Raw genomic sequence first — 21,280 nt, forward strand, 5'->3', positions numbered from 1 at the left:
TCTCGCGTCGAAGGGGCGCCGCGCTCGGAAACCGCGCAACGATCACGCGGCGGCCCGGGCCGGTGAAGGCCGGGGCCGCCGCGGACGGGTCGGACCGGGTCGGAGCCGGGTGCGGTCCGGGGTCAGATCTGGACCCGGGCCTCGACCGCCTTGACGATCTCCTCCACCGCCTCGTCGATCGGGACCCCGTTCTTCTGCTCCCCGTTGCGGTAGCGGAACGACACCGCGTCCTTGGACACGTCGTCGTCGCCCGCCAGCAGCATGTACGGCACCTTCTGCTTCTGCGCGTTGCGGATCTTCTTCTGCATCCGGTCGGAGGAGGAGTCGACCTCGACCCGGATGCCGCGCTCGCGCAGCCGCGCCGCGACCTTCTCCAGGTGCGGCACGTGGGCGTCGCCGATCGGGATGCCGACCGCCTGCACCGGGGACAGCCACGGCGGCATGGCGCCGGCGTAGTGCTCCAGCAGCACGCCGAAGAACCGCTCGATCGACCCGAACAGCGCGCGGTGCAGCATGACCGGACGCTGCCGCGAGCCGTCGGCGGCCTGGTACTCCAGGTCGAAACGGTCGGGCTGGTTGGGGTCGACCTGGATGGTGGACAGCTGCCAGGTGCGGCCGATGGCGTCCTTGGCCTGCACGGAGATCTTCGGGCCGTAGAACGCCGCGCCGCCCGGGTCGTCCACCAGGTCCAGGCCGGACTCGGCGGCGGCCTCGCGCAGCGCCGCGGTCGCCCACTCCCAGTACTCGTCGGAGCCGATGAACTTCTCCGACTCGTCCCGGGTGGACAGCTCCAGGTAGAACTCGTTGAGCCCGAAGTCGCGCAGCAGGTCCAGCACGAAGGTGAGCAGGTTCTTGATCTCGTCGACCATCTGCTCACGGGTGCAGTAGATGTGCGCGTCGTCCTGGGTCATGCCGCGCACCCGGGTGAGGCCGTGCACCACACCCGACTTCTCGTACCGGTAGACGCTGCCGAACTCGAACAGCCGCAGCGGCAGCTCCCGGTACGACCGCCCCCGCGCCCGGAAGATCAGGTTGTGCATGGGGCAGTTCATCGGCTTGAGGTAGTACTCGCCGCCGTCCACCTCCATGGGCGGGAACATGTCGTCCTTGTACCAGCCGAGGTGCCCGGAGGTCTCGAACAGGGCGCCCTTGGTGATGTGCGGGGTGTTGACGAACTCGTACCCGGCCTCCTCGTGGCGGCGCCGGGCGTAGTCCTCCATCACCCTGCGGACCACGCCGCCCTTGGGGTGGAAGACCGCCAGGCCGCTGCCGATCTCGTTGGGGAAGGAGAACAGGTCCAGCTCGGCGCCGAGCTTGCGGTGGTCGCGCTTCTCGGCCTCCTCCAGGAACTTCAGGTACTCGTCCTGCCGCTCCCGGGACTCCCAGGCGGTGCCGTAGATGCGCTGCAGCTGCGGGTTCTTCTCGCTGCCGCGCCAGTAGGCGCCGCCCGAGCGCATCAGCTTGAACGCGGGGATGACCTTGGTGGTGGGCACGTGCGGGCCCCGGCACAGGTCCTTCCAGCGCAGTTCGCCGCTCTTGGCGTCCAGGTTGTCGTAGATGGTCAGCTGCCCGGCGCCGACCTCGACGTTCGCGCCGTCCTCGGAACCGGCGGCCCCCTTGAGCCCGATCAGCTCCAGCTTGTACGGCTCGTCGGCCAGCTCCTCGCGGGCCTGCTCGTCGCTGACGGGACGGCGGCAGAACCGCTGCCCCTGCTTGACGATCTCGCGCATGCGCTTCTCGATGCGCTTGAGGTCGTCGGGGGTGAACGGCTCGGCGACGTCGAAGTCGTAGTAGAAGCCGTTCTCGACGGGCGGGCCGATGCCGAGGCGGGCGTCGGGGAACAGGTCCTGCACGGCCTGGGCGAGCACGTGCGCGGTGGAGTGGCGCATGATCGCGCGGCCGTCGTCGGAGCCGATCTCGACGGGCTCGACCACGGCGCCGTCGCTCAGCTCGTGGTCCAGGTCGCGCAGCTCGCCGTCCACGCGCGCGGCGATCACGGTCCGGCCGTCGGCCTGCAGGGCCTGCCCGGCGGTGGTGCCGGCCGGCACCACCCGCTCGTCGCCGTCGAGGGTGATGCGCAGTTCGGACACGGTGGACACGGTCTCTCCTCGCGATGGTGGGACGGGATCGGCGGGTTTCGATGCTAGCGACTCGGCGGCCGCGTCGGACGCATCCGGCTCCATGGTCGGGCTCCTGTCGTTCGGGCGGGCGGTGGCCCGGGAGGCGCCGGCGGCCCGGAACGCGGCAGGGCCCCGGGAGCACCTCCCGGGGCCCTGCCGCCTGCGATGTCTAGGACATGCGGTCGTCGCGCCGGGAGTCGCCCGGCGTCGTCGTCAGCGCGCGGCTCGCGCCCGCCGCCATCGGACGGGGCGCCGCCTGTGAAACGACCTGCATGGGCCCATGGTACCCGACGGCCGCACGGACGCCGGGCCGTATCCGGCGCGTTCCCGGCCGCCCGTCAGGCCGGGGTGCGGCCGCGGCGCGCGGTGGTGAGGCCGTCCATGTCCTCCAGTTCGCGGCCCTTGGTCTCGGGGACGGCGCGGAACACGAACAGGAAGGCCAGCACGGCGAACAGCGTGTAGAGGCCGTAGGCCAGGCCCAGGGACACGCCGGACAGGCCGGGGAAGCTCGTGGTGATCGCCCAGTTGGCGATCCACTGGGCGGCGGCGGCCACGGCCAGTGCCGACGCGCGGATGAAGTTGTTGAACATCTCGCCGAGCATGACCCACACCACCGGGCCCCAGGACGCGGCGAACGAGAAGACGTAGACGTTGGCGGCGATCAGCGCGACCATCCCGGCGGTGCCGCTCAGCCGCGGCTCGCCGTCCACGACGGGCGCGGTGGCGAAGCAGATCGTCAGGGTGGTCAGGGTGACCGCCATCCCGGCGGCGCCGGTCAGCAGCAGCGGGCGCCGGCCCACCCGGTCGACCAGCGCGATCGCCACCAGCGTGGCCACCACGTTGACGGTCGAGTTGATCACCGAGGTGAGCATGGCGTCGTTCTCGGTGAAGCCCACCGCCCGCCACAGCGAGGTCGAGTAGTAGAAGATCACGTTGATGCCGACGAACTGCTGGAAGACCGACAGCAGGATGCCCACCCAGACGATCGGCAGCAGGCCGAACCGGCGCCCGCGCAGGTCGCGCAGGTGGACGGGCCGGTCGGCGGCGATCGACCGGACGATCTCCCGGATCTTGGTGTCGACGTCGCCGCGGCCCATCACCTTGGCCAGCACCTGCCGGGCGCGGCCGATCTGGCGCTTCTTGACCAGGTAGCGGGGCGACTCGGGGATGGTCGTGGCGATCACCCCGTACATCACGGCGGGCACGATGGCGCTGGCGAACATCCAGCGCCAGGCGGTGCCGCCCCACGGGAACCGCCCGGACGCGCCGCCGTCCGACACCCGGGCGATGACGTAGTCGACCACCAGCGCCGCGAAGATGCCCAGCACGATCGCCATCTGCTGCAGCGAGCCGAGCCTGCCGCGCAGCTCGGCGGGGGCGATCTCGGCGATGTAGGCGGGCGCGATGACGGACGCGGCGCCGATGGCCAGCCCGCCCACCACCCGCCAGAACGTCAGGTCGACGGCGTTGAACGCCAGCGCCGAGCCCAGCGAGCTGATGACGAACAGCACCGCGGCCACGAGCATGGTGCGGACCCGGCCGATGCGGTCGGCCAGCGGCCCGGCGAACCAGGCGCCGACCGCGCAGCCGAGCAGCGCCGACGACACCACCAGGCCCACCGCCACGGAGTTCAGGTGGAACTGGGACTTCAGCGCGTCGACGGTGCCGTTGATGACCGACGAGTCGTAGCCGAACAGGAAGCCGCCCAGCGCGGCCGCGCCCGCCAGCAGGGCGGCGGTCGCGGCGGTGTGGGACGGCGTTGTCGCTTCGGCGGCATCCGCTGGTCTGCCGCTCTCTCCCACAGTCATGCGAGCGGATCTTCCCGGCAAAAAGGTTCTAATGCGGCCAGACTCGAACGTCTTGGCTGATCAGCCGCTACGCGGTGGTCCGCGGCCCCCACGGGTCGCCGGCGACGCCCCGGCGGCGCAGCTCCGGCAGCACGCCCTCGCCGAACCAGTACGCCTCCTCCAGGTGCGGGTAGCCGGACAGGATGAACTCCTCGATGCCGAGCGCCGCGTACCGCTCGATCAGGTCGGCGACCTCGGTGTGGGAGCCGACCAGGGCGGTGCCCGCGCCGCCGCGCACCAGCCCGACGCCCGCCCACAGCCCCGGGTGGATCTCCAGGTCGCGGGCCGAGCCGCTCGCCCGGTACTTCTCGTGCAGCCGCACCATGCGCCGCTGGCCGACCGACTCGCTGGCGGCCAGGGTGCGCTGGGCCTGCTCGATGTGGGACGGGTCCAGGCCGCCCAGCAGGCGGTCGGCCTCGGCCCAGGCGGCCTCGGAGGTGTCGCGGCTGATGGTGTGCAGGCGGATGCCGAAGCGCGGCTCGCGTCCCCGCTCGGCGGCCAGCCCGCGGATCCATGCGATCTTCTCGGCCACCTGGTCCGGCGGTTCCCCCCAGGTCAGGTAGACGTCCACGTGCCGGGCCGCGACCGGGCCCGCCGCCTGCGACGACCCGCCGAAGTAGATCTCCGGCGGCGGCTCCGGCGGGCGCGCCACCATGGCGCCCTCGACGTGGTAGTGCTCGCCCTTGAAGTCGTACGGCTCGCCGCTCCAGGCGCCGCGCACGATCGACAGGAACTCGTCGGTGCGCGCGTAGCGTTCGGCGTGCGGCAGGTGGTCGCCGAAACGGCGCTGCTCGGCCGAATCGCCGCCGGTGACGACGTTCAGCAGCAGGCGGCCGCGTGAGATGCGCTGGTAGGTGGCGGCCATCTGCGCGGCCAGCGTGGGCGAGACGAACCCGGGCCGGAACGCCACCAGGAACTTCAGCCGGGACGTCTCGCGCAGCAGCGCGGCGGTGACCAGCCAGGCGTCCTCGCACCAGGTGCCGGTCGGGGTGAGCACGGCCTCGAAGCCGAGCTGCTCGGCCGAGCGGGCGATCTGCGCCAGGTAGTCGATGTCCGGCGGGCGGACCTGGTCGGCGGTGCCGGGGCGGGGCTGCGGCCGTCCCACCCCGCGCGGGATGCTGTGGCCGCCGCCGATCAGGGCGCGGCTGTCGCCGGTGGTGGGCAGGAACCAGTGGAAGCGCAACGTCATCGCGGTGTCCTCGTCGCTCGACCTGGAGTCCGTCGGTCCGGAGTCACGTGGGCAGGGGCCACGTGGGCAGGGGCCACGTGAGCCGGGGGCACGTGTGCAGGGGTCATTTGACCTGGATGTCGTTGAAGCGGCGGTCGACGAAGTCGGCCATCGTGACCCTGCCGGGGATCAGCTTCTGGTCGGCGAAGGCGTCGGCGACCTCCTGCTCGTGGCGCACCAGCGCGTCGTCGACCTGGACGAGCCGGGCGGCGCGGCGCTCGGCGGCCTTCTCGGCGATGGGGACCGGCAGGCCGGTGTCCTTGGCCCACACGGCTCCCCACTCCCTGGCGTGGTCGTTGGACCACAGGACGGCGCGCTGCCGCCGGGTGACGAAGTCGCGCAGCGCGGCCTCCTTGGCCTTGTCGTCCAGCGCCTTGTCGGCGGCGACGATCACGTTGTAGCCGGTGGTGTAGCCGCAGCCGTCGACCAGGATCCGGGCGCCGGCCTGGGCCTCGCCCTGTGCGGTGTAGGGGTCCCAGACCGCCCAGGCGTCGATCTTGCCGGAGCTGAGCGCGGCCAGCGCGTCGGGCGGCGCCAGGTACTGGGGCCGGATGTCGGCGAAGCTCAGCCCGGCCCTCTTCAGGACGGTCAGCAGGTGGTAGTGGGCCGAGCTGCCCTTGGCCACGGCGATCCGCCTGCCCCTGAGCTCGGCGGGGGTGCGGATGGGCGAGTTCTTGGGGACCAGCACGGCCTGCCCGGTGAGCCCGATGTCGGCGGCGGACACGATCTTGATCTTGGAGCCGGCGGCCGCGGCGAACACCGGCGGGGCGTTGCCGACCGCGCCGAGGTCCAGCGCCCCGGCGTTGACCGCCTCCAGCAGCGGCGGCCCGGAGGTGAACTGCTTCCACTCGATCCGGTACCGGACGCCGTCGAGCTGCCCGGCCGCGCCGAGCAGGGCGCGCTGGCCGCCCTTCTGGTCGCCGACGCGCAGCGTGACCTTGGACAGGTCGACCGAGCCGTCCGCGCGGACCGCCGCGTCGCCGGCGTCCGTCCCGCCGCCGCAGCCCGCCGACACGGCCAGGGCGGTCGCGGTGAGCAGGGACGTCAGCAGCGTTCTGAGCCGGTTCATGCGGTTCCTTCTTCGGGGGTGACGCCGAGCTGGGCGAGCAGGGCGGCGCGCAGGGCGGTGAGGTCGGGGTGGTCGCGGCGGCGGGGACGGTCCAGGCCGACGCGGGACTCGTGGGCGATGCCGCCGCCGTCCAGCACCAGGACGCGGTCGGCGAGCAGCAGCGCCTCGTCCACGTCGTGGGTGACCAGCAGGATGCCGGGGCGGTGCCGCTCCCACAGGTCCAGGACGAGCCGGTGCATGGTGATGCGCGTGAGCGCGTCCAGTGCGCTGAACGGCTCGTCCAGCAGCAGCAGGTCGGGTTCGCGCACCAGCGCGCGGGCCAGGGAGGCGCGCTGGGCCTCGCCCCCGGACAGGGTGAGCGGCCAGGCGTCGCCGCGTTCGGTCAGCCCGACCTCGGCGAGCGTCCGGTCGGCGGCGGCGCGCGGGTCCGGCACCCGCAGGCCCAGCGTGACGTTGGCCCACACCCGTTTCCACGGGACCAGGCGCGGCTCCTGGAACGCCACGGCCACGGTGCCGTCGACCGACAGCTCGCCGCCGGTGGCGCGGTCGAGGCCCGCCAGGGCGCGCAGCAGGGTGGACTTGCCCGAGCCGCTGCGGCCGAGCAGGGCGACGAACTCGCCGCGGGCGATGTCGAGGTCGGCGCCGTCCAGGACGGTGCGTTCGCCGAACCGCCTGGTCAGCCCGCGCACCCGCACGACCCGCCGGGCGGGCGCCGCGGCGGGCGCCGCCGTCCGCGCGGTCACACCGGGAAGCCCTTGCGCCATGTCAGGGCCCTCCTTTCCAGCAGCCGGACCAGCGCGTCGGTGAGCAGGCCGAGCGCCGCGTACACCACCAGCCCGAGCACCACCACGTCGGTGCGCAGGAACTCCCGGGCGTTGTTGATCATGAAGCCGAGGCCGGACGAGGCGTTGATCTGCTCGGCGACGATCAGCGCGAGCCAGGCGACGCCCAGGCTCTGCCGCAGCCCCACCAGCGCCTGGGGCAGCGCGCCGGGCAGCACGATGTGCCGGACCAGGCCCCACCGGCCGAGCCGCAGCACGTCCGCGACCTCGGCGAGCTTGCCGTCCACGCCGCGGATGCCGGAGAAGGTGTTGAGGTAGAGCGGGAACGCCACGCCGAGCGCGACCAGCACCACCTTGGGCGTCTCGCCGATGCCGAACCACAGGATGAACAGCGGGATCAGCCCGAACAGCGGAAGGGCGCGCAGCATCTGCATCAGCGGGTCGACGGCGTGCTCGCCGAGGCGGCTCAGCCCGGCCACGACCGCCAGGCCGACCCCGGCGGCCGCGCCGAGCAGGAACCCGGCGGCGGCGCGGCGCACCGACACCGCGATCGCGTCGGTCAGGGTGCCGTCGCGGATCAGGTCGAGGCCGGTGGAGGCGATCGTGGTGGGCGCGGCGAGCAGGCGTTCGGGCAGCAGCCCGGTGCTCGCGGCGATCTGCCAGAGCACCAGCACCGCCAGGGGCGCGACGAGACGGGCCAGCGCCGCCCGCTGCCGTCTGGCGAACCCGGGGGCGGGGCGCGCGCGGCTCGGGGCGCGGGCGAGGGACGACGGGCTGGACACGGAGGACGTTGACACGGCGGAACGGACCCTTCGCAGGCGATCGCTTGCAGGGGACTCGGTGATCGGGGGGAGGCCGCGCGAGAGGGCGGCGGAGGTCTGATCAGGCGGGCCGACACAGGCTGCTCGCCTGCCGCCGGAGGTCGACGTGCAGGCGCGCCACGAGACGTACGGTGCGGCTCACGCGCTCCAGGCTGACGCAAATTCCCTATTAAGTCAATCAGGAATACAGGGAAGAGGCCGGGCTGATACCCAGGGATCGGTCGGCATCTCCCTCCTCCGGGTCACGCCCCGTCCGTCGCGCAGGGCCTAGGCTCACCGTCAAATGAACGTCTCCGACCCCCCACGGCACCACGGCCTGTCCCTGCCGCGCCTCCTGTGGCCTGCGGTGAGCCGGGGCACCGCCGAACCGCCCGGCCTGCTGATGCCCGCGACGCCCTGGCTGCGCGTCGCGCTGCTCGTGCTGCTGTTCGCCATGACGGTCGGGTTCACCGGCGGCGCGATCGCCATCCCGCTCAACGTGTTCGAGCCGCGGCCGGCGCCGATCGTCGCCGCGGTGCTGGGACTGCTGCAGGCGGCCCCGCTGCTGTTCGCGGCGCGCTGGCCGCTTCGGGCCTGGCGGGTGAGCGCGGTCGGCTTCCTGCTGGGCGCGTTCGTGCTGCAGGAGCGGTACTTCTGGCCCTGGCCGGTCACCTCGTGGCTGGCGTTCGTGGTGATCGTGTTCCTCACGGCGGTCGGGCACGAGCGCCGGGTCACGACGGGGGTCGGGGTGATCAGCGTCTGCGGGCTGATCGTGCCGGCGGTGGTGATCGGGGCCATGCCCGACTGGTACGGCCTCATCCTCGCGGGCATCGTGGTGCTGGCGCTGGCGTTCGGCGACGCGATCCACGCCCGCTTCGTCGCCGAGCTGACCCTGCGCGAGCAGGCCGAGCTGCGGCGGCAGGACCTGGCGCGGCAGGCGGTGCTGGAGGAGCGCGCCCGCATCGCCCGCGAGCTGCACGACGTCGTCGCCCACCACATGTCGGTGATCGCGATGCAGGCGGAGGCCGCCCCCTACAAGATCCCGGACCTGCCGGACGAGGCGCGCCGGACCTTCGGGGTGGTGCGCGACGCGGCGCGCGAGGCGCTGACCGAGACGCGGCGGGTCGTGGGCCTGCTGCGGTCCGACGACGACGGCGCCGAGCGGACGCCGCAGCCGGGCCTGGACCGGCTCGACGACCTGGTCGCCGCGGCCCGCCGGTCCGGCCTGAAGGTCACCGCGACGATCGTGGGCGTGCCGCGTCCGGTGCCCGCCGGGGTGGACCTGTCGGCGTACCGCATCGTCCAGGAGTCGCTGAGCAACGCCGCGCGCTACGCGCCCGGGTCGCAGGTGGGCATCGAGGTGCGCTACGAGGGCGACCTGCTGCGGCTGGCCGTCACCGACGACGGCCCGCGCGGTACGCCCGAGGAGTCGCACGGCGGCGGCCACGGCCTGGTCGGCATGCGCGAGCGCGTCGCGATGCTGGGCGGCACGCTGGAGGCGGGCCCGCACGAGGAGGGCGGCTGGGCCGTCGCCGCCGCCCTCCCCTACGGCGCACCGGAGTGACCGCCGCCCGCGCCACCTCGGGAAACCGAGCATCCGGGGGTGAGCCGGGCCATAGGGTGCTGTCGTGACGATTCGGGTGCTGATCGCTGACGACCAGGTGATGATCCGCGACGGGCTGGCCGCGCTGCTGGCCTCCGATCCGGAGATCGAGGTGATCGGGCAGGCGGGCAACGGCCGGGAGGCGGTGGAGATGGCCCGCGCCCTGGACCCCGACGTGGTGGTCATGGACATCCGGATGCCGGAGATGGACGGCCTGGCCGCCACCGCCGAACTGGCCGGCGGCCCGGCGCCGGCCGGCGCCGACCCGGCCGAGCAGCGTCCCAAGGTGCTGGTGCTGACCACCTTCGACCTGGACGAGTACGTCTACGAGGCGCTCGGCTCGGGGGCCAGCGGCTTCCTGCTCAAGGACGCCTCCGCCGCCGACCTGGTCAACGGCGTGCGGGTGGTGGCGGGCGGGGACGCGCTGCTCGCCCCGTCGGTCACCCGCCGGCTCATCGGCGACTTCGCCCGGCGCCGCCGCCACCAGCGGCCCAACCCGGCGGCGGCCGCCGCGCTCACCCCGCGCGAGCTGGACGTGCTGCGGCTGATCGCGCGGGGCCTGTCCAACGCCGAGATCGCCGCCGAGCTGGTGCTGGCCGAGCAGACCGTCAAGACCCACGTCGGGCATGTGCTGACCAAGCTGTCGCTGCGCGACCGCACCCAGGCCGTCGTCTACGCCTACGAGAACGGCCTGGTGGGCTCCTGAGGCGTGCCGCCGCGGGCCGCCGCCGGCCCGCGGCGCCCCTCAGCGGGACGGGTCGAGGACGAGCTTGCCGGTGGTGCGGCGCGCCCGCAGGTCCTCGTGCGCGCGGCGGGCCTCCGACAGCCCGTACTCGCCTCCGTTGATCACCCGGATGCGCCCGTCGGCGGCCAGCGCGAACAGCTCGTCGAGCGCGGTGCGCATCAGGTCGCCGCGGGACTGGAACACGTGCGCCAGCCACATCCCGGCGATGGCGGTCGAGTGCCGCAGCAGGTTGCCGGGCTTGACCGGCTTGGGCTCCTGCCGCGAGGCCGTCCCGTAGTACGCCAGGCGGCCGAAAGGGGCCAGCGCGGCCAGGCTCTGGTCGGTGACGGTGCCGCCGGTCATCTCCAGCACCACGTCCACGCGGTGGCCGCCGTTGGCCTCGATGAGCGCGGCCTTCATGTCCGGCTCGGCCGCGTCCACGGCCGCGTCGGCGCCCAGCTCCAGGGCCAGCTCCCGCTTCTCCTTGGACGAGGCGGTGGCGATCACCCGTCCCGCGCCCCACGCCTTGGCCAGCTGCACCGCCAGCGTGCCGACCCCGCCCGCGGCGGCGTGCACGACGACCGAGTCGCCCGGCTCCAGGTGGACGCTCTTGCGCAGCAGCACCCACGCCGTCGCGCCCTGGATCACCATGCCGAGGGCGGTCACGTCGTCGATCCCGTCAGGGACGTCCCAGGCCATGGCCTCGGCCGCCAGCGCCTTCTCGGCGTACCCGCCGGTGCCGGTGAGGGCGACGACCCGGCGGCCGCCGGGCGTGCGGCCGACGACCTCGCCGCCCGGCACCAGCGGCAGCGACGTGGCCGACAGGTAGCTGTTCTCGGCCTGGTGGGTGTCGGCGTAGTTGATCCCCGCCCGCGACACCTCCACGAGCACCTGGCCCGGGCCGGGCTCGGGGTCGGGCAGGTCGGTGACGTTCAGCACCTCGGGGCCGCCGAACTCGGTGATCTGGATCGCGCGCATTGTCTCCTCCTCCGTGGTCCTTGTCCCGCTCAGCGCGGACCGGGAACGCCGCGGAACCGGAACGGCTCGGGGACGCGGCCGGGCACGACGTACCACGCCTCGCCCGTCCCGTCGGCGGCCAGGATCGCCATGAACGCCTCCACCACGTCGGCGACGTCCAGGATCGGGAAGCCGGTCTGTTCCAGGTGGTCCTTGAGCGGGCCGATGATGTCGGTGTCGGCGAACGACGGGCACAGCGCGTTGATCCGGATGCCCTCGCCGGCGTGGTTGGGGCCGAGGGCGCGGACCAGGCCGACCACCGCCGCCTTGTTGGCGCCGTAGACCGGGTCGAACGGCGTGGCGGTCAGGGCCGCCATGCTGGCGGTGGCGATGATGTTCCCGCCGCCGCGGGCGCGCAGCGCGGGCAGCGCGGCGTGCACCCCGTACACGACGCCGTCGACGTTGATCGCCATGGCGCGCCGGTACAGCTCGGGGTCGAAGTCGCCGTCCAGGCCGCAGCCGCTGGCCACGCCCGCGTTCAGGAAGGCCAGGTCGAGCCCGCCGAACCGGTCCTGCGCGACGGCGACCGCGGCGCGGCTGTCGGCCGGCTCGCGCACGTCGCAGCGGACGAACTCGGCGTCCAGCTCCTCGGCCAGCGCGGTGCCGCGCTCGGCGTCGATGTCGGCCAGCACCAGCCGGGCGCCCCCGGCGGCCAGCCGCCGGGCGACGGCCGCGCCGATGCCGTTGGCCCCACCGGTGATCAGCGCCACGGTGCCGTCCAGGCCGTGCCGGCCGTCCGGGCCGCCCGGTCCGGTGCCGGCGGCGGCGTCGTTCGGGGTCATGCGACGACTCCCCTCCACAACTGACTGACTCGTCAGTTACTCTAACCGAATGGACTTCGGTTTGAGCGAACGGGCCCGCGACCAACTCGCCCGGCTGCAGGACTTCATGGATGCCCACGTCTACCCCGCCGAACCCGTGTACGCGGCGCAGCGGCGCGAGCTGCGCGCCGCGGGCCAGGAGCACACCCTCCCGCCGATCGTCGAGGAGCTCAAGGCCGAGGCGCGCCGGCGCGGGCTGTGGAACCTGTTCCTGCCCGCCGAGCACCCCGGCGGCCTGGCCCCGCTGCACCCGCCGGTGAGCGAGGAGGAGACGCCCGCGCACGGCCTGAGCGTGGTCGACTACGCGTCCCTGGCCGAGGTCACCGGACGCGTCCCGCACATCGCGCCCGAGGCGCTCAACTGCTCGGCGCCCGACACCGGCAACATGGAGGTGCTGCACCTGTTCGGCACCCCCGAGCAGAAGCGGCGCTGGCTCGTCCCGCTGCTGAACGGCGAGATCCGCAGCGCCTTCGCCATGACCGAGCCGGACGTGGCCAGCTCCGACGCGCGCAACATCTCCACCCGGATCGAGCGCGACGGGGACCACTACGTCATCAACGGCCGCAAGTGGTGGATCAGCGGCTCGGCCGACCCCCGCTGCAAGATCATGATCGTGATGGGCAAGACCGATCCCGAGGGCCACCCGTACCGGCAGCAGTCCATGGTGCTGGTGCCGGTCGACACGCCCGGGGTGGAGATCGTCCGGGCGCTGCCCGTGTTCGGCTACTCCGACCAGGAGGGCCACTGCGAGATCCGCTTCACCGACGTGCGGGTGCCGGTGGAGAACCTGGTCGGCGAGGAGGGCGGCGGCTTCGCCATCGCGCAGGCCCGGCTCGGCCCCGGCCGCATCCACCACTGCATGCGCGCCCTCGGCATGGCCGAGCGGGCCCTGCAGCTGATGTGCGAGCGGGCGGTGTCGCGCGTGGCGTTCGGCAAGGAACTGGCCCGGCAGGGCGTGATCCAGCAGTGGATCGCCGAGTCGCGGATGGCGATCGAGCAGGCCCGGCTGCTCACCCTCAAGACCGCCTGGCTGATCGACAGGGAGGGCGTCCGGGCGGCCCGCTCGGAGGTCTCCGCGATCAAGGTGATCGCGCCGCGCGTCGCGCTGGACGTGCTGGACAAGGCGATCCAGGTGCACGGCGGCGCGGGCGTCAGCGACGACACGCCGCTGGCGGCCATGTGGGCCGGGGCGCGGGCGCTGCGCCTGGCCGACGGCCCCGACGAGGTGCACGTGCGGTCGGTGGCGCGCACCGAGCTGGGGAAGTACCTGGGCGCATGACGGGCGGCACGGGGGACGCGGCGGCCGCGCCGGAGGAGGGCCCGGAGACGACCGCGCCGGCGGCGGGCGCGCGGCGGCGGATGTCGCACGCCCGGCGCCGCGAGCAGCTGCTCGCGGTGGCCCTCGGCGAGTTCGGGCGGCGCGGCTACCACCTGACCCAGATGGATCACGTGGCGGCCGCCGCCCGGGTCTCCAAGGCGCTGCTCTACCAGCACTTCGGCTCCAAGGAGGACCTGTTCGTCGAGGTGACCGAGATGATCGTCACCGAGCTGACGGGACGGCTCAACGCGGCCGTGGCGCCCGCGCGCGACAGCGTCGACAACATCAGCGCGATGGTGGGGGCGCTGTTCGACTACGCCACCGAGGAGCCGGACGCCTGGGCGCTGGTGATCCGGCACCTGGACAAGCCGGAGGTCGGGCCGGGCCTGCACGAGCTGCGCGAGCGGATGGGCACCGCGCTGGCCGACATCCTGCTGCGCCGCCGCCGCGCCGACCCCGCCCTGTCGCCCGCCGCGCTGGAGGTCAACGAGCGGCGGGCGCGGCTGCTGGTGCCGCTGATGTACGGGGCGATGCTGTCGATGGTGTCGTGGTGGCTGGAGCACCCCGGCACCCCCCGGGAGCGGGCCGAGCAGATGGCCGTGGAGTTCATCTGGCTCGGCCTGGACCGGCTGCGGCACGGCGAGCGCCTGGACCGGCCCCGGAACTGAGCCTTTCGGCCACTTCGTGCCGTTCCATCCGGTCGTCGGCGGCCCGGCGGCTCGAACGGGTTCGCCCCCGATGGTAACGATTTCGACTCGGCCGGTTCCGCTGCCCGTCGGCGGGGCGCAACGATGGCGCTGTGACGGGGAGCGGCAAGACCTCCCACGCCGGGCGGATCGCCGCCCGGCTGGCGGCGTGGCCCGGGGTGAGCAAGGTCCGCGCCGACTGCGGCATCGGCATCGCCCTGCAGGCCGGCGGCAGGCAGATCGTCCATCTGCACTGCGACGACGAGGCCGAGCTGCGGCTGACGCGCCCGGTGGTGGAACGCCTCGGCGGCGCGCTCGCCGAGTCCGGGCGGGTGGCGATCCGGGCGGGCGGCGAGTGGGTCGCGGTGCGGCTCGACACCGACTCCGACGTGGCGCTGGTCGTGTCGCTGGCCAGCGTGGCGATCAAGGCGAACACCACACCGTCGCCGCCGCCGTCGCCGCCGCCGTCGAAGGCGTCCTCGCCGTGCGGCGCGGCGGTGCGGCCGCCGTCGGCCGCGCACACCGGCCGCCTGCGCCGCCTGGCCGCGGTCATCCCCGGCGCCGGCCCGCGCCCGCACCTCTGAGGGTCATCTGATCCCGAAGACGTGCGTGACGTGCGGGGTGTCGACGAGGGTGTGCGGCACCAGCGCGTGGTACGCCCACACGTGCACCCAGGCGTTGCCCGTCCGCACGGTCAGGGTCGTCTTCACCATGCCCGGCGGCACGTAGGTGAACAGCAGGAAGACGATCGACAGCGCCGCGTGGCCCGGAGAGTCGAAGACCGTCCAGGCGTCCCACAGGTGCATCGCCGCGTAGGTCAGCCCGCCGAGGACGACGGTGGCGGCCACCGAGCCGGTCAGCCGCAGGAAACGCGGGACGAGCAGGCAGTAGATGAACACCATCGCCGGGAGCACCGCGCCCAGCAGGAACAACGCGAAGGTGAGCGGCACGCCGAGCGCCAGCTGCGCGCCGTCCAGGCCCACGATCGCCGGTCTGAGCGCGGCGAACTGCACGACCGACTCGACCAGCAGCACGACCGCGACGAGCCGGGCGTCGGCGCGCCGGTCCCGGGAGGTCAGGTTCAGGGCGGCGGCCGGGTGGCGGCGGCCGAACCACAGCAGCGGGACGACGCCGTAGACGGCCGCGTTGTAGCAGGCCCAGGTGAGCGCCTCCGCGGGCGCGACGTGCTCGTGCGTGCCGAAGACCGATCCGGCGAGGTGGAAGCCGAACGGATGCCAGCCGAACGCGCGGGCCAGGACGAACCCGCCGAGCAGCCCGCACGCGCCGTACGCCAGCAGCAGGAGGGTCTCGCGTAGCGCCGCGCGGCGGCCGGGGGCGCGCGCCGCCAGTTCGGGGACGGGGACGGCGCGGCGGCGGGTCAGCGCGTACGCCAGGGCGATGATCAGCAGGGCTTCCAGGGCCCTGAGGTCGGCGTCGAGCACCTGCCCGGCCGCCGACCGGTCGCCGACGCCGGGCCAGTCGAAGGGGAGCGCGCGCCCGGCGGCGGCGAGCGCGACCGCGTTGGCGGCCACCCAGCCGAGCAGGGTGATCACGATGACGCGACGGCGCCGGCGGTCGCGGGGCGGGCGGGTGGGCGGGGAGTCCTGGCGTGGGGTGGTCGTCGGCATGGCGGTTCTCCGTCCGCGCAGTTTTTAGCACGACTGTGCTATATCAGCGGATGGTAGCACGACTGTGCTAGAAAGGGGGCATGCCGAAGGTGGTGGACGCCGAGCGGCGGCGGCGCGAGGTGGCCGAGGCGGTGTGGCGGGTGATCCGGCGCGACGGCCTGGAGCACGCGTCGGTGCGCAACGTGGCGCGCGAGGCCGGGCTGTCGATGGGCTCGCTGCGGCACTACTTCGCCAGCCAGGGGGAGCTGATGACCTTCGCCCTGCGCATGGTGATCGAGCGGATCGAGCGGCGGGTGGCGGCGCTGGACGCCGGGCCCGACCCGCGGCGCCGCGCCGAGCTGGTGCTGGCCGAGCTGCTGCCGCTGGACGCCGACCGCCGCGCCGAGAACGAGGTGTGGCTGGCGTTCACCGCGCGCGCCATGGTGGATCCGGAGCTGCGCGCGCTGCGCGAGGAGGGCCACGACACGCTGCTGGCGGGCTGCCGCCGGATCGTCCGCGACCTGCTGCCCGCCGGCACGCCCGGCGAGGACGTCGAGGTCGAGGCCCAGCGGCTGCACGCCCTCGTCGACGGGCTCGCCGTGCACGCGGCGATGCGTCCGGACCTGCACACCCCCGAGCGGCTGGCGGCCCTGGTGTCACGGCACCTGGACCGCCTGCGGTGAACCGCCTGAGGTGACGGGTCAGCGCAGCAGGGCCGCCAGTGCCTCGGCGGCGCGGTGGCAGTCGGCGAACGTGCAGTACAGCGGCGCCGGGGCCAGGCGGACCACGTCGGGCTCCCGGGCGTCGGCGATCACCCCGGCCTCGTCGGCCAGCCGGCGGACCAGGCCCGCGGCGTCGGCCACCCGGATCGACAGCTGGCAGCCGCGCCAGGCCGGATCGGACGGCGTGATCACCTCCAGGCCGCCGATCCCGGCGAGCCGGTCGGCCAGGTAGCCGGTCAGGCGGCGGCTCTTGGCGCGCAGCGCGTCCATGCCGACCCGGTCGAAGATCCGCAGCGAGGCCAGCACGGGCGCCATCGCCAGGATCGGCGGGTTGGACAGCTGCCAGGAGTCGGCCGAGGCGACCGGCACGAAGTCCGGCGCCATCGCGAAGCGGGTCGCCGGGTCGTTGCCCCACCAGCCCGACAGGCGCGGCAGCGAGGCGTCCCGGACGTGGCGTTCGTGCACGAAGCAGCCCGCCACCGCGCCGGGCCCGCCGTTGAGGTACTTGTAGGAGCACCAGGCGGCGAAGTCGACGTCCCAGTCGTGCAGGCGCAGCGGAACGTTCCCGGCGGCGTGCGCCAGGTCCCAGCCGACGACGGCGCCGGCGGCGCGGCCCGCCTTGGTGATCGTCGGGATGTCCATGAGCTGCCCGGTCAGGTAGTTGACGCCGCCGAGCAGGACCAGCGCGACGCGGTCGCCCTCGCGTTCGAGGCGGCCGACGACGTCCTCGGTGCGCAGGTGCTCCTCGCCGGGGCGGGGCCGCAGCCGCACCACCGTCTCCGCCGGGTCGAGGCCGTGGTGCACCGCCTGGCTGCCCACCGCGTAGGAGTCGGACGGGAACGCCGAGTCCTCGATCAGGATGCGGGTGCGGTCCCCGGCGGGCCGGTAGAAGGTGGCCATCATCAGGTGCAGGTTGACCGTCAGCGAGTTCATCGCGACGACCTCGTGCGGCAGCGCGCCGACCAGGCGGGCGGCGGGCTCGCGCAGCAGCTCGTGGTAGCCGACCCAGGGGCGGCGCCCGTGGTGGTGGCCCTCGACGGCCAGCCGCGCCCAGTCCAGCAGCTCCTCGTTGACCAGCTCCGCGGCGGCGCGGGGCTGCAGGCCGAGGGAGTTGCCGGCGAAGTAGGCGGCCTCGCCGCCATCCGGGGCCGCCGGAACGTGGAACTCGGCGCGCAGCGTCGGCAGCGGGTCGGCCTCGTCCAGCCGCCGCGCCTCGGCGGCGCCGGGGTCCTCGGACGGCAGGAAGTCCATGTGGGGCATTCTCACCAGTTCTTGTTCTCGTGGGGCGGTCGCGGGCTCGCCGGGGTGATTCCCCGTCAGGGCGCGTCCAGGGCGAAGAAGGCGCGGGCGTTTCCGCCGAGCAGGGCCGCGCACTCGTCGTCGGTGAGGCCGGCGCAGGCGCGGATGACGGCGCCGGGCTCGACCTCGCCGAGCGGGAAGGGGAAGTCGGTGCCGAGCATCACCCGGTCGGCGCCCATGACGTCCACCAGCAGGCGCAGCGCCCGCGGGTCGAACACGGCCGAGTCGACGTGGAAGCGGCCGGTGTAGGCCGAGGGCGGGCGGGGCGAGTCGCGGCGGACGATGTCGCGGTTGCGCCAGGCGTTGTCGGCGCGTCCCAGCAGGTAGGCGAAGCTGCCGCCGCCGTGGCAGAAGCACAGCCGCAGCGTCTCGGGCAGGCGCTCGAACGCGCCGGACAGGATGAGCGTCAGGATCGACAGCTGCGTCTCGGCGGCCATGCCGACCAGCCACGGCAGCATGTAGCGGCCGTTCATGCGGTCGTCGCCGAGCATGTCCCAGGGGTGGACGAGGACGGGCACGCCCTCGTCGGCGCAGTGCGCCAGGAAGTCGACGATCGCCGCGTCGTCGAGGTACCGGGCGCCGACGTGGTTGCCGATGTGCACGCCGCGGTGCCCGGCCGCCGCCGCCTTGGTGACCATGGCGCAGGCCGTCTCGACGTCCTGCAACGGCACCTGGCACAAGGGGACCAGGCGTCCGGGGGCCTGCGCGCAGTAGTCGAGGATGCGTTCGTTGACCAGCTCGCACCAGTCCGCCGCGCGCGCGGGCTCGGCCGCGTATCCGAACATCAGCGGCGTGGACGACACCACCTGCACGTCCACCCCCGAACGGTCCATGGCGACCAGGCGCGCGTCCGCGTCCCACAGCTCGGCGCGCACGGGACGGTACTCGTCGTCGCCGCTCATCATCATCCCCGTGCCGTCGCCGTGCTCGCGCAGCCACGGCTCCCCCGCGCCCGCCAGCAGCCGGGCCTCAGCGCGCGACACGCGGGGGAAGACGTGGGCGTGGACGTCGATGACGGTGTGCGCGGACGTTGGCGTGTTCATCGGGTCTGGGGTCGCATGTGCTCGGGCCATTCCTTGCCGGGGTGGACGGCACCGCAGTGGGGGCACCGGCGGTCGCCGTTGTAGAAGCCCTGGAACACCGGGGGCAGGTCGTCCACGATCGACCGGACCTGCAGTTCGGCGCGGTGCACCAGGTGGTGGCACTCGGTGCAGTACCACTCGAACGCCTCGCGCCGCCCCTCCGGGCGGGCGATCTCCACGACCAGGCCGACGCTGCCCGGCTCGGGGCGCTGCGGCGAGTGACGCACGTGCGGGGGCAGCAGGAACACCTCGCCCTCGCCGATCTGCACGTCGACCGGGGGCCGCCCCTCCTCCTCCATGACGCGCAGCACCATGGTGCCCTTGAGCTGGTAGAAGAACTCCTCGGTGGGGTCGTCGTGGAAGTCGGTGCGCTGGTTGGGGCCGCCGACCACCATGACGATCATTCCGGCGTCCTCCCAGACCTGGACGTTGCCGACCGGCGGCCTGAGCAGGTCGCGGTGCTCCTCGATCCAGCGGGCGAAGTCGAACGGTCGCCCGTGCGACAGTTTCGGCAGTGTCCTCGGCACGGTCATGTTCCGGCCTCCTCGTGGGGGCTTCGGTCCCGGTCGGAGTTGCGGTCGCGGTCCTGCGGGATGTGGGCCACGCACGACATCTCGATGAGCAGGTGCGGGTGCGGAAGCTGGTGCACGGCGACGGTGGTGCGGGCCGGGCCGGTCTCGTCGAAGTACTCGCCGTAGACCTCGTTGTACCCGCCGAAGTCGTTCATGTTCACCAGGTACGTGGTGACGCTGACCAGGTCGGACAGGTCTCCCCCGGCGGCGCGCAGCAGGTCGCGGACGTTCTCGACGACCGCCCGCGTCTGCTCCCGGATGTCCAGGTCGGTGACGCCCATGGCGTCGGCGCGCGCGCCCGCGAACGTGCCGTCGGGCCGCCGCGAGCTCGTCCCGGACACGAACACCAGGTCGCCCGCCCGCTTGAGGTGCGGGAACCGGCCGCGCGGCCGGGCCTTGCCGTCGACCAGGTAGGCCTCGTTCACCGGGCGGTCACCTCCACGCCGCCCAGGCCCGCGCCGGTGACGCGGACGTGGGCGCCCTTGGGCAGCGGAACCGCGGCGGTGGCGGCCCCGGCGAGCACCACCCACCCCGGTTCCAGGGTGATCCCGGACGCGGCGGCCAGGCGGGCCGCGGCGCGCAGCGACCGGACCGGGTCGCCGAGGATCGCGGCCGACGAGCCGCTCTGCGCGGGACGCCCGTCGATCTCCATCAGCAGCCCGACGTTCGACACGTCCCGCGGCCGGTGCCAGGGCCCGACGCCGAACCGGGCGGCCGAGGCGTTGTCGGCCACGACGTCGGGCAGCGTGAACGAGAAGCCGTCGTAACGGGAGTCGAGGATCTCGTAGCCGACCGCGACGGCGTCGATCGCGGCGTCCGCCTCGGCGGGCGAGCGGATCTCCCGGCCGATCAGGAAGACGATCTCCGGTTCGATCCGGGGGTGGATGAGCCGGGAGACGTCCACGTCCGGCCCGGCGGGCATCGCGTCGGTGAGCAGGCCCCAGATCACGTCGTCGACGCCCATCTGGATCATCTTGGCGCGGCTGGTGAAGCCCATCTTGACGCCGGCGAGCCGTTCGCCGCGCGCCCGGCGCCGCTCGATGACGGCGTGCTGGACGGCGTACGCGGTGGGCACGTCCAGGTCCGCGGAGTCGGTGAGCCTCGGGATGGGCCGCACGTCGCGTTCGGCCGCCTCCAGCGCCTCGGCCAGCGCGTTCACATCGGTGGTCACGACTCCTCCTCGGCGGGTTCCTTCGCGAAGGCGACGCGGACGTCGCCGAGGCCGTCGATGCGGGCCTCCAGCACGTCGCCGGGCGCCGGGGGGACCATCGGGCCGAGCGCCCCGGTCAGGACGGTGTCGCCCGCGCGCAGCGGGGTGCCGAGGGCGACCATCGCGTCGGCCAGCCACAGCGCCGCGTTGAGCGGGTGGCCCAGGCAGGCGGCGCCGGTGCCGGTGGACACCTGCTCGCCGCGCCGCTCCAGCACCATGCCGCACAGCCGCAGGTCCACGTCCGCCGGCCGGACGGGCCGGTTGCCCAGCACGTACACGCCGGAGGAGGCGTTGTCGGCGACGGTGTCGGCGAGCGTGATGTCCCAGTCGCGGATGCGGCTGCCGGCGACCTCGATGGCGGGCAGCGCGAACGCGGTGGCGCGGATGATGTCGGCGACGGTGTGCCGCTCGTGCGTCAGGTCGCGGTCCAGCACGAGCGCGACCTCGGCCTCGGCCCGGGGCTGCAGGACCGTCCCGGCCGGGATCTCCGCGCCGTCCGGCACGGCCATGTCGGCGAACAGCGCGCCGCAGTCGGGGCTGTCCACGCCGAGCTGCCGCTGCACGGCCCGCGACGTCAGGCCGATCTTGCGGCCGGTCAGGCGGCGACCCCGGGCCAGCCACCGCTCGATGAGGCGGCGCTGCACGGCGTACGCGGCGTCGGGGCCGTCGATCAGGTCGCGGACGGGCGCGCACGGGGTGCCGGAGGCGTGGGCGCCGAGGATGCGGTCGGCGGCGGCCTGGAGGGCGGCGGTGTGGTGTGTCGTCTCGGTCAC

The 21,280-nt window shown here is 73.8% G+C and carries 22 protein-coding genes; 6 read left to right on the plus strand and 16 right to left on the minus strand.

Annotation, left to right across the window (positions count from 1 at the left end):
• Positions 1–122 precede the first annotated feature (122 nt).
• The 7 genes from thrS to ABZ801_RS38705 all read right to left on the minus strand — a co-directional run bounded on the left by thrS (position 123) and on the right by ABZ801_RS38705 (position 8,009).
• The gene (gene thrS / locus ABZ801_RS38675) at positions 123–2,099 is read right to left on the minus strand and encodes a threonine--tRNA ligase (protein WP_344957821.1); all 1,977 of its coding nucleotides are present in this window, start codon (positions 2,097–2,099) and stop codon (positions 123–125) included.
• Positions 2,100–2,458: 359 nt separating this feature from the next.
• Positions 2,459–3,928, minus strand: a complete 1,470-nt coding sequence (locus ABZ801_RS38680; RefSeq protein ID WP_344957819.1) for a sugar porter family MFS transporter — start codon at positions 3,926–3,928, stop codon at positions 2,459–2,461.
• A gap of 67 nt (positions 3,929–3,995) precedes the next feature.
• The gene (locus ABZ801_RS38685) at positions 3,996–5,156 is read right to left on the minus strand and encodes an LLM class flavin-dependent oxidoreductase (protein ID WP_360708154.1); all 1,161 of its coding nucleotides are present in this window, start codon (positions 5,154–5,156) and stop codon (positions 3,996–3,998) included.
• A 103-nt stretch (positions 5,157–5,259) separates the two neighbouring features.
• A complete protein-coding gene (locus ABZ801_RS38690) occupies positions 5,260–6,264 on the minus strand; it encodes an ABC transporter substrate-binding protein (RefSeq protein ID WP_360708157.1) in 1,005 nt (334 codons plus the stop codon).
• Positions 6,261–7,028, minus strand: a complete 768-nt coding sequence (locus tag ABZ801_RS38695) for an ABC transporter ATP-binding protein (RefSeq protein ID WP_360708159.1) — start codon at positions 7,026–7,028, stop codon at positions 6,261–6,263. Before ABZ801_RS38695 ends, ABZ801_RS38690 begins: the two co-directional genes overlap by 4 nt.
• Positions 7,004–7,843: an ABC transporter permease gene (locus ABZ801_RS38700; protein WP_360708162.1), complete on the minus strand. Its 840-nt coding sequence runs from the start codon at positions 7,841–7,843 to the stop codon at positions 7,004–7,006. The genes ABZ801_RS38695 and ABZ801_RS38700 overlap by 25 nt, the downstream gene beginning before the upstream one ends.
• Before the next feature lie 85 nt (positions 7,844–7,928).
• Positions 7,929–8,009: a putative leader peptide gene (locus ABZ801_RS38705; protein WP_360708361.1), complete on the minus strand. Its 81-nt coding sequence runs from the start codon at positions 8,007–8,009 to the stop codon at positions 7,929–7,931.
• Positions 8,010–8,150: 141 nt separating this feature from the next.
• Between ABZ801_RS38705 and ABZ801_RS38710 the strand changes: the two genes are divergently transcribed.
• Entirely contained in the window at positions 8,151–9,410 is a 1,260-nt protein-coding gene (locus ABZ801_RS38710) for a sensor histidine kinase (RefSeq protein ID WP_360708165.1), read from the plus strand.
• Positions 9,411–9,474: 64 nt separating this feature from the next.
• Entirely contained in the window at positions 9,475–10,155 is a 681-nt protein-coding gene (locus ABZ801_RS38715; protein ID WP_344957807.1) for a response regulator transcription factor, read from the plus strand.
• Positions 10,156–10,194: 39 nt separating this feature from the next.
• Here the strand turns inward: ABZ801_RS38715 and ABZ801_RS38720 are convergent, their stop codons facing one another.
• A complete protein-coding gene (locus ABZ801_RS38720; protein WP_360708168.1) occupies positions 10,195–11,151 on the minus strand; it encodes an NADPH:quinone oxidoreductase family protein in 957 nt (318 codons plus the stop codon).
• Between the two features lie 29 nt (positions 11,152–11,180).
• Positions 11,181–11,972 (minus strand): SDR family NAD(P)-dependent oxidoreductase, encoded by a 792-nt coding sequence (locus ABZ801_RS38725; protein ID WP_360708171.1) that lies wholly within the window; start codon positions 11,970–11,972, stop codon positions 11,181–11,183.
• Between the two features lie 49 nt (positions 11,973–12,021).
• Between ABZ801_RS38725 and ABZ801_RS38730 the strand changes: the two genes are divergently transcribed.
• The 3 genes from ABZ801_RS38730 (at position 12,022) to ABZ801_RS38740 (ending at position 14,599) form a co-directional block, all read left to right on the plus strand.
• Positions 12,022–13,290, plus strand: a complete 1,269-nt coding sequence (locus ABZ801_RS38730) for an acyl-CoA dehydrogenase family protein (protein WP_360708174.1) — start codon at positions 12,022–12,024, stop codon at positions 13,288–13,290.
• Positions 13,287–13,997 (plus strand): TetR/AcrR family transcriptional regulator, encoded by a 711-nt coding sequence (locus ABZ801_RS38735; protein ID WP_344957800.1) that lies wholly within the window; start codon positions 13,287–13,289, stop codon positions 13,995–13,997. The genes ABZ801_RS38730 and ABZ801_RS38735 overlap by 4 nt, the downstream gene beginning before the upstream one ends.
• 131 nt (positions 13,998–14,128) lie before the next feature.
• Positions 14,129–14,599, plus strand: coding sequence for a luciferase family protein (locus tag ABZ801_RS38740; RefSeq protein WP_360708177.1), 471 nt, complete (start codon positions 14,129–14,131; stop codon positions 14,597–14,599).
• A 3-nt stretch (positions 14,600–14,602) separates the two neighbouring features.
• Here the strand turns inward: ABZ801_RS38740 and ABZ801_RS38745 are convergent, their stop codons facing one another.
• Positions 14,603–15,643 (minus strand): hypothetical protein, encoded by a 1,041-nt coding sequence (locus tag ABZ801_RS38745; RefSeq protein WP_360708180.1) that lies wholly within the window; start codon positions 15,641–15,643, stop codon positions 14,603–14,605.
• Between the two features lie 80 nt (positions 15,644–15,723).
• Between ABZ801_RS38745 and ABZ801_RS38750 the strand changes: the two genes are divergently transcribed.
• Positions 15,724–16,305: a TetR family transcriptional regulator C-terminal domain-containing protein gene (locus tag ABZ801_RS38750; protein WP_360708183.1), complete on the plus strand. Its 582-nt coding sequence runs from the start codon at positions 15,724–15,726 to the stop codon at positions 16,303–16,305.
• A gap of 18 nt (positions 16,306–16,323) precedes the next feature.
• Here ABZ801_RS38750 and kynU read toward each other — a convergent pair whose 3' ends face one another.
• From kynU to ABZ801_RS38780, 6 genes are all read right to left on the minus strand, one after another.
• On the minus strand, positions 16,324–17,595 hold the full coding sequence (gene kynU, locus ABZ801_RS38755) for a kynureninase (protein WP_360708185.1): 1,272 nt from the start codon (positions 17,593–17,595) through the stop codon (positions 16,324–16,326).
• Between the two features lie 65 nt (positions 17,596–17,660).
• Complete coding sequence (locus tag ABZ801_RS38760) at positions 17,661–18,686, minus strand: amidohydrolase family protein (protein ID WP_360708188.1); 1,026 nt, start codon at positions 18,684–18,686, stop codon at positions 17,661–17,663.
• Entirely contained in the window at positions 18,683–19,258 is a 576-nt protein-coding gene (locus ABZ801_RS38765; RefSeq protein WP_344957788.1) for a 3-hydroxyanthranilate 3,4-dioxygenase, read from the minus strand. The genes ABZ801_RS38760 and ABZ801_RS38765 overlap by 4 nt, the downstream gene beginning before the upstream one ends.
• The gene (locus ABZ801_RS38770; RefSeq protein WP_344957786.1) at positions 19,255–19,722 is read right to left on the minus strand and encodes a RidA family protein; all 468 of its coding nucleotides are present in this window, start codon (positions 19,720–19,722) and stop codon (positions 19,255–19,257) included. Before ABZ801_RS38770 ends, ABZ801_RS38765 begins: the two co-directional genes overlap by 4 nt.
• On the minus strand, positions 19,719–20,468 hold the full coding sequence (locus tag ABZ801_RS38775) for a fumarylacetoacetate hydrolase family protein (protein WP_360708191.1): 750 nt from the start codon (positions 20,466–20,468) through the stop codon (positions 19,719–19,721). Before ABZ801_RS38775 ends, ABZ801_RS38770 begins: the two co-directional genes overlap by 4 nt.
• Positions 20,465–21,280 (minus strand): fumarylacetoacetate hydrolase family protein, encoded by an 816-nt coding sequence (locus tag ABZ801_RS38780; protein WP_360708194.1) that lies wholly within the window; start codon positions 21,278–21,280, stop codon positions 20,465–20,467. Before ABZ801_RS38780 ends, ABZ801_RS38775 begins: the two co-directional genes overlap by 4 nt.

This window comes from Actinomadura sp. NPDC047616 (genome assembly GCF_040642915.1).
Classification (GTDB): Bacteria; Actinomycetota; Actinomycetes; order Streptosporangiales; family Streptosporangiaceae; genus Spirillospora; species Spirillospora miaoliensis.

Bases quoted from the DNA above. Each gene is read 5' to 3' on its own strand.
- ABZ801_RS38680 (WP_344957819.1), bottom strand. From the start codon at position 3,928: ATGACTGTGGGAGAGAGCGGCAGACCAGCGGATGCCGCCGAAGCGACA.
- ABZ801_RS38685 (WP_360708154.1), bottom strand. From the start codon at position 5,156: ATGACGTTGCGCTTCCACTGGTTCCTGCCCACCACCGGCGACAGCCGC.
- ABZ801_RS38690 (WP_360708157.1), bottom strand. From the start codon at position 6,264: ATGAACCGGCTCAGAACGCTGCTGACGTCCCTGCTCACCGCGACCGCC.
- ABZ801_RS38695 (WP_360708159.1), bottom strand. From the start codon at position 7,028: ATGGCGCAAGGGCTTCCCGGTGTGACCGCGCGGACGGCGGCGCCCGCC.
- ABZ801_RS38710 (WP_360708165.1), top strand. From the start codon at position 8,151: ATGAACGTCTCCGACCCCCCACGGCACCACGGCCTGTCCCTGCCGCGC.
- ABZ801_RS38720 (WP_360708168.1), bottom strand. From the start codon at position 11,151: ATGCGCGCGATCCAGATCACCGAGTTCGGCGGCCCCGAGGTGCTGAAC.
- ABZ801_RS38725 (WP_360708171.1), bottom strand. From the start codon at position 11,972: ATGACCCCGAACGACGCCGCCGCCGGCACCGGACCGGGCGGCCCGGAC.
- ABZ801_RS38730 (WP_360708174.1), top strand. From the start codon at position 12,022: ATGGACTTCGGTTTGAGCGAACGGGCCCGCGACCAACTCGCCCGGCTG.
- ABZ801_RS38735 (WP_344957800.1), top strand. From the start codon at position 13,287: ATGACGGGCGGCACGGGGGACGCGGCGGCCGCGCCGGAGGAGGGCCCG.
- ABZ801_RS38745 (WP_360708180.1), bottom strand. From the start codon at position 15,643: ATGCCGACGACCACCCCACGCCAGGACTCCCCGCCCACCCGCCCGCCC.
- ABZ801_RS38750 (WP_360708183.1), top strand. From the start codon at position 15,724: ATGCCGAAGGTGGTGGACGCCGAGCGGCGGCGGCGCGAGGTGGCCGAG.
- kynU (WP_360708185.1), bottom strand. From the start codon at position 17,595: ATGGACTTCCTGCCGTCCGAGGACCCCGGCGCCGCCGAGGCGCGGCGG.
- ABZ801_RS38760 (WP_360708188.1), bottom strand. From the start codon at position 18,686: ATGAACACGCCAACGTCCGCGCACACCGTCATCGACGTCCACGCCCAC.
- ABZ801_RS38765 (WP_344957788.1), bottom strand. From the start codon at position 19,258: ATGACCGTGCCGAGGACACTGCCGAAACTGTCGCACGGGCGACCGTTC.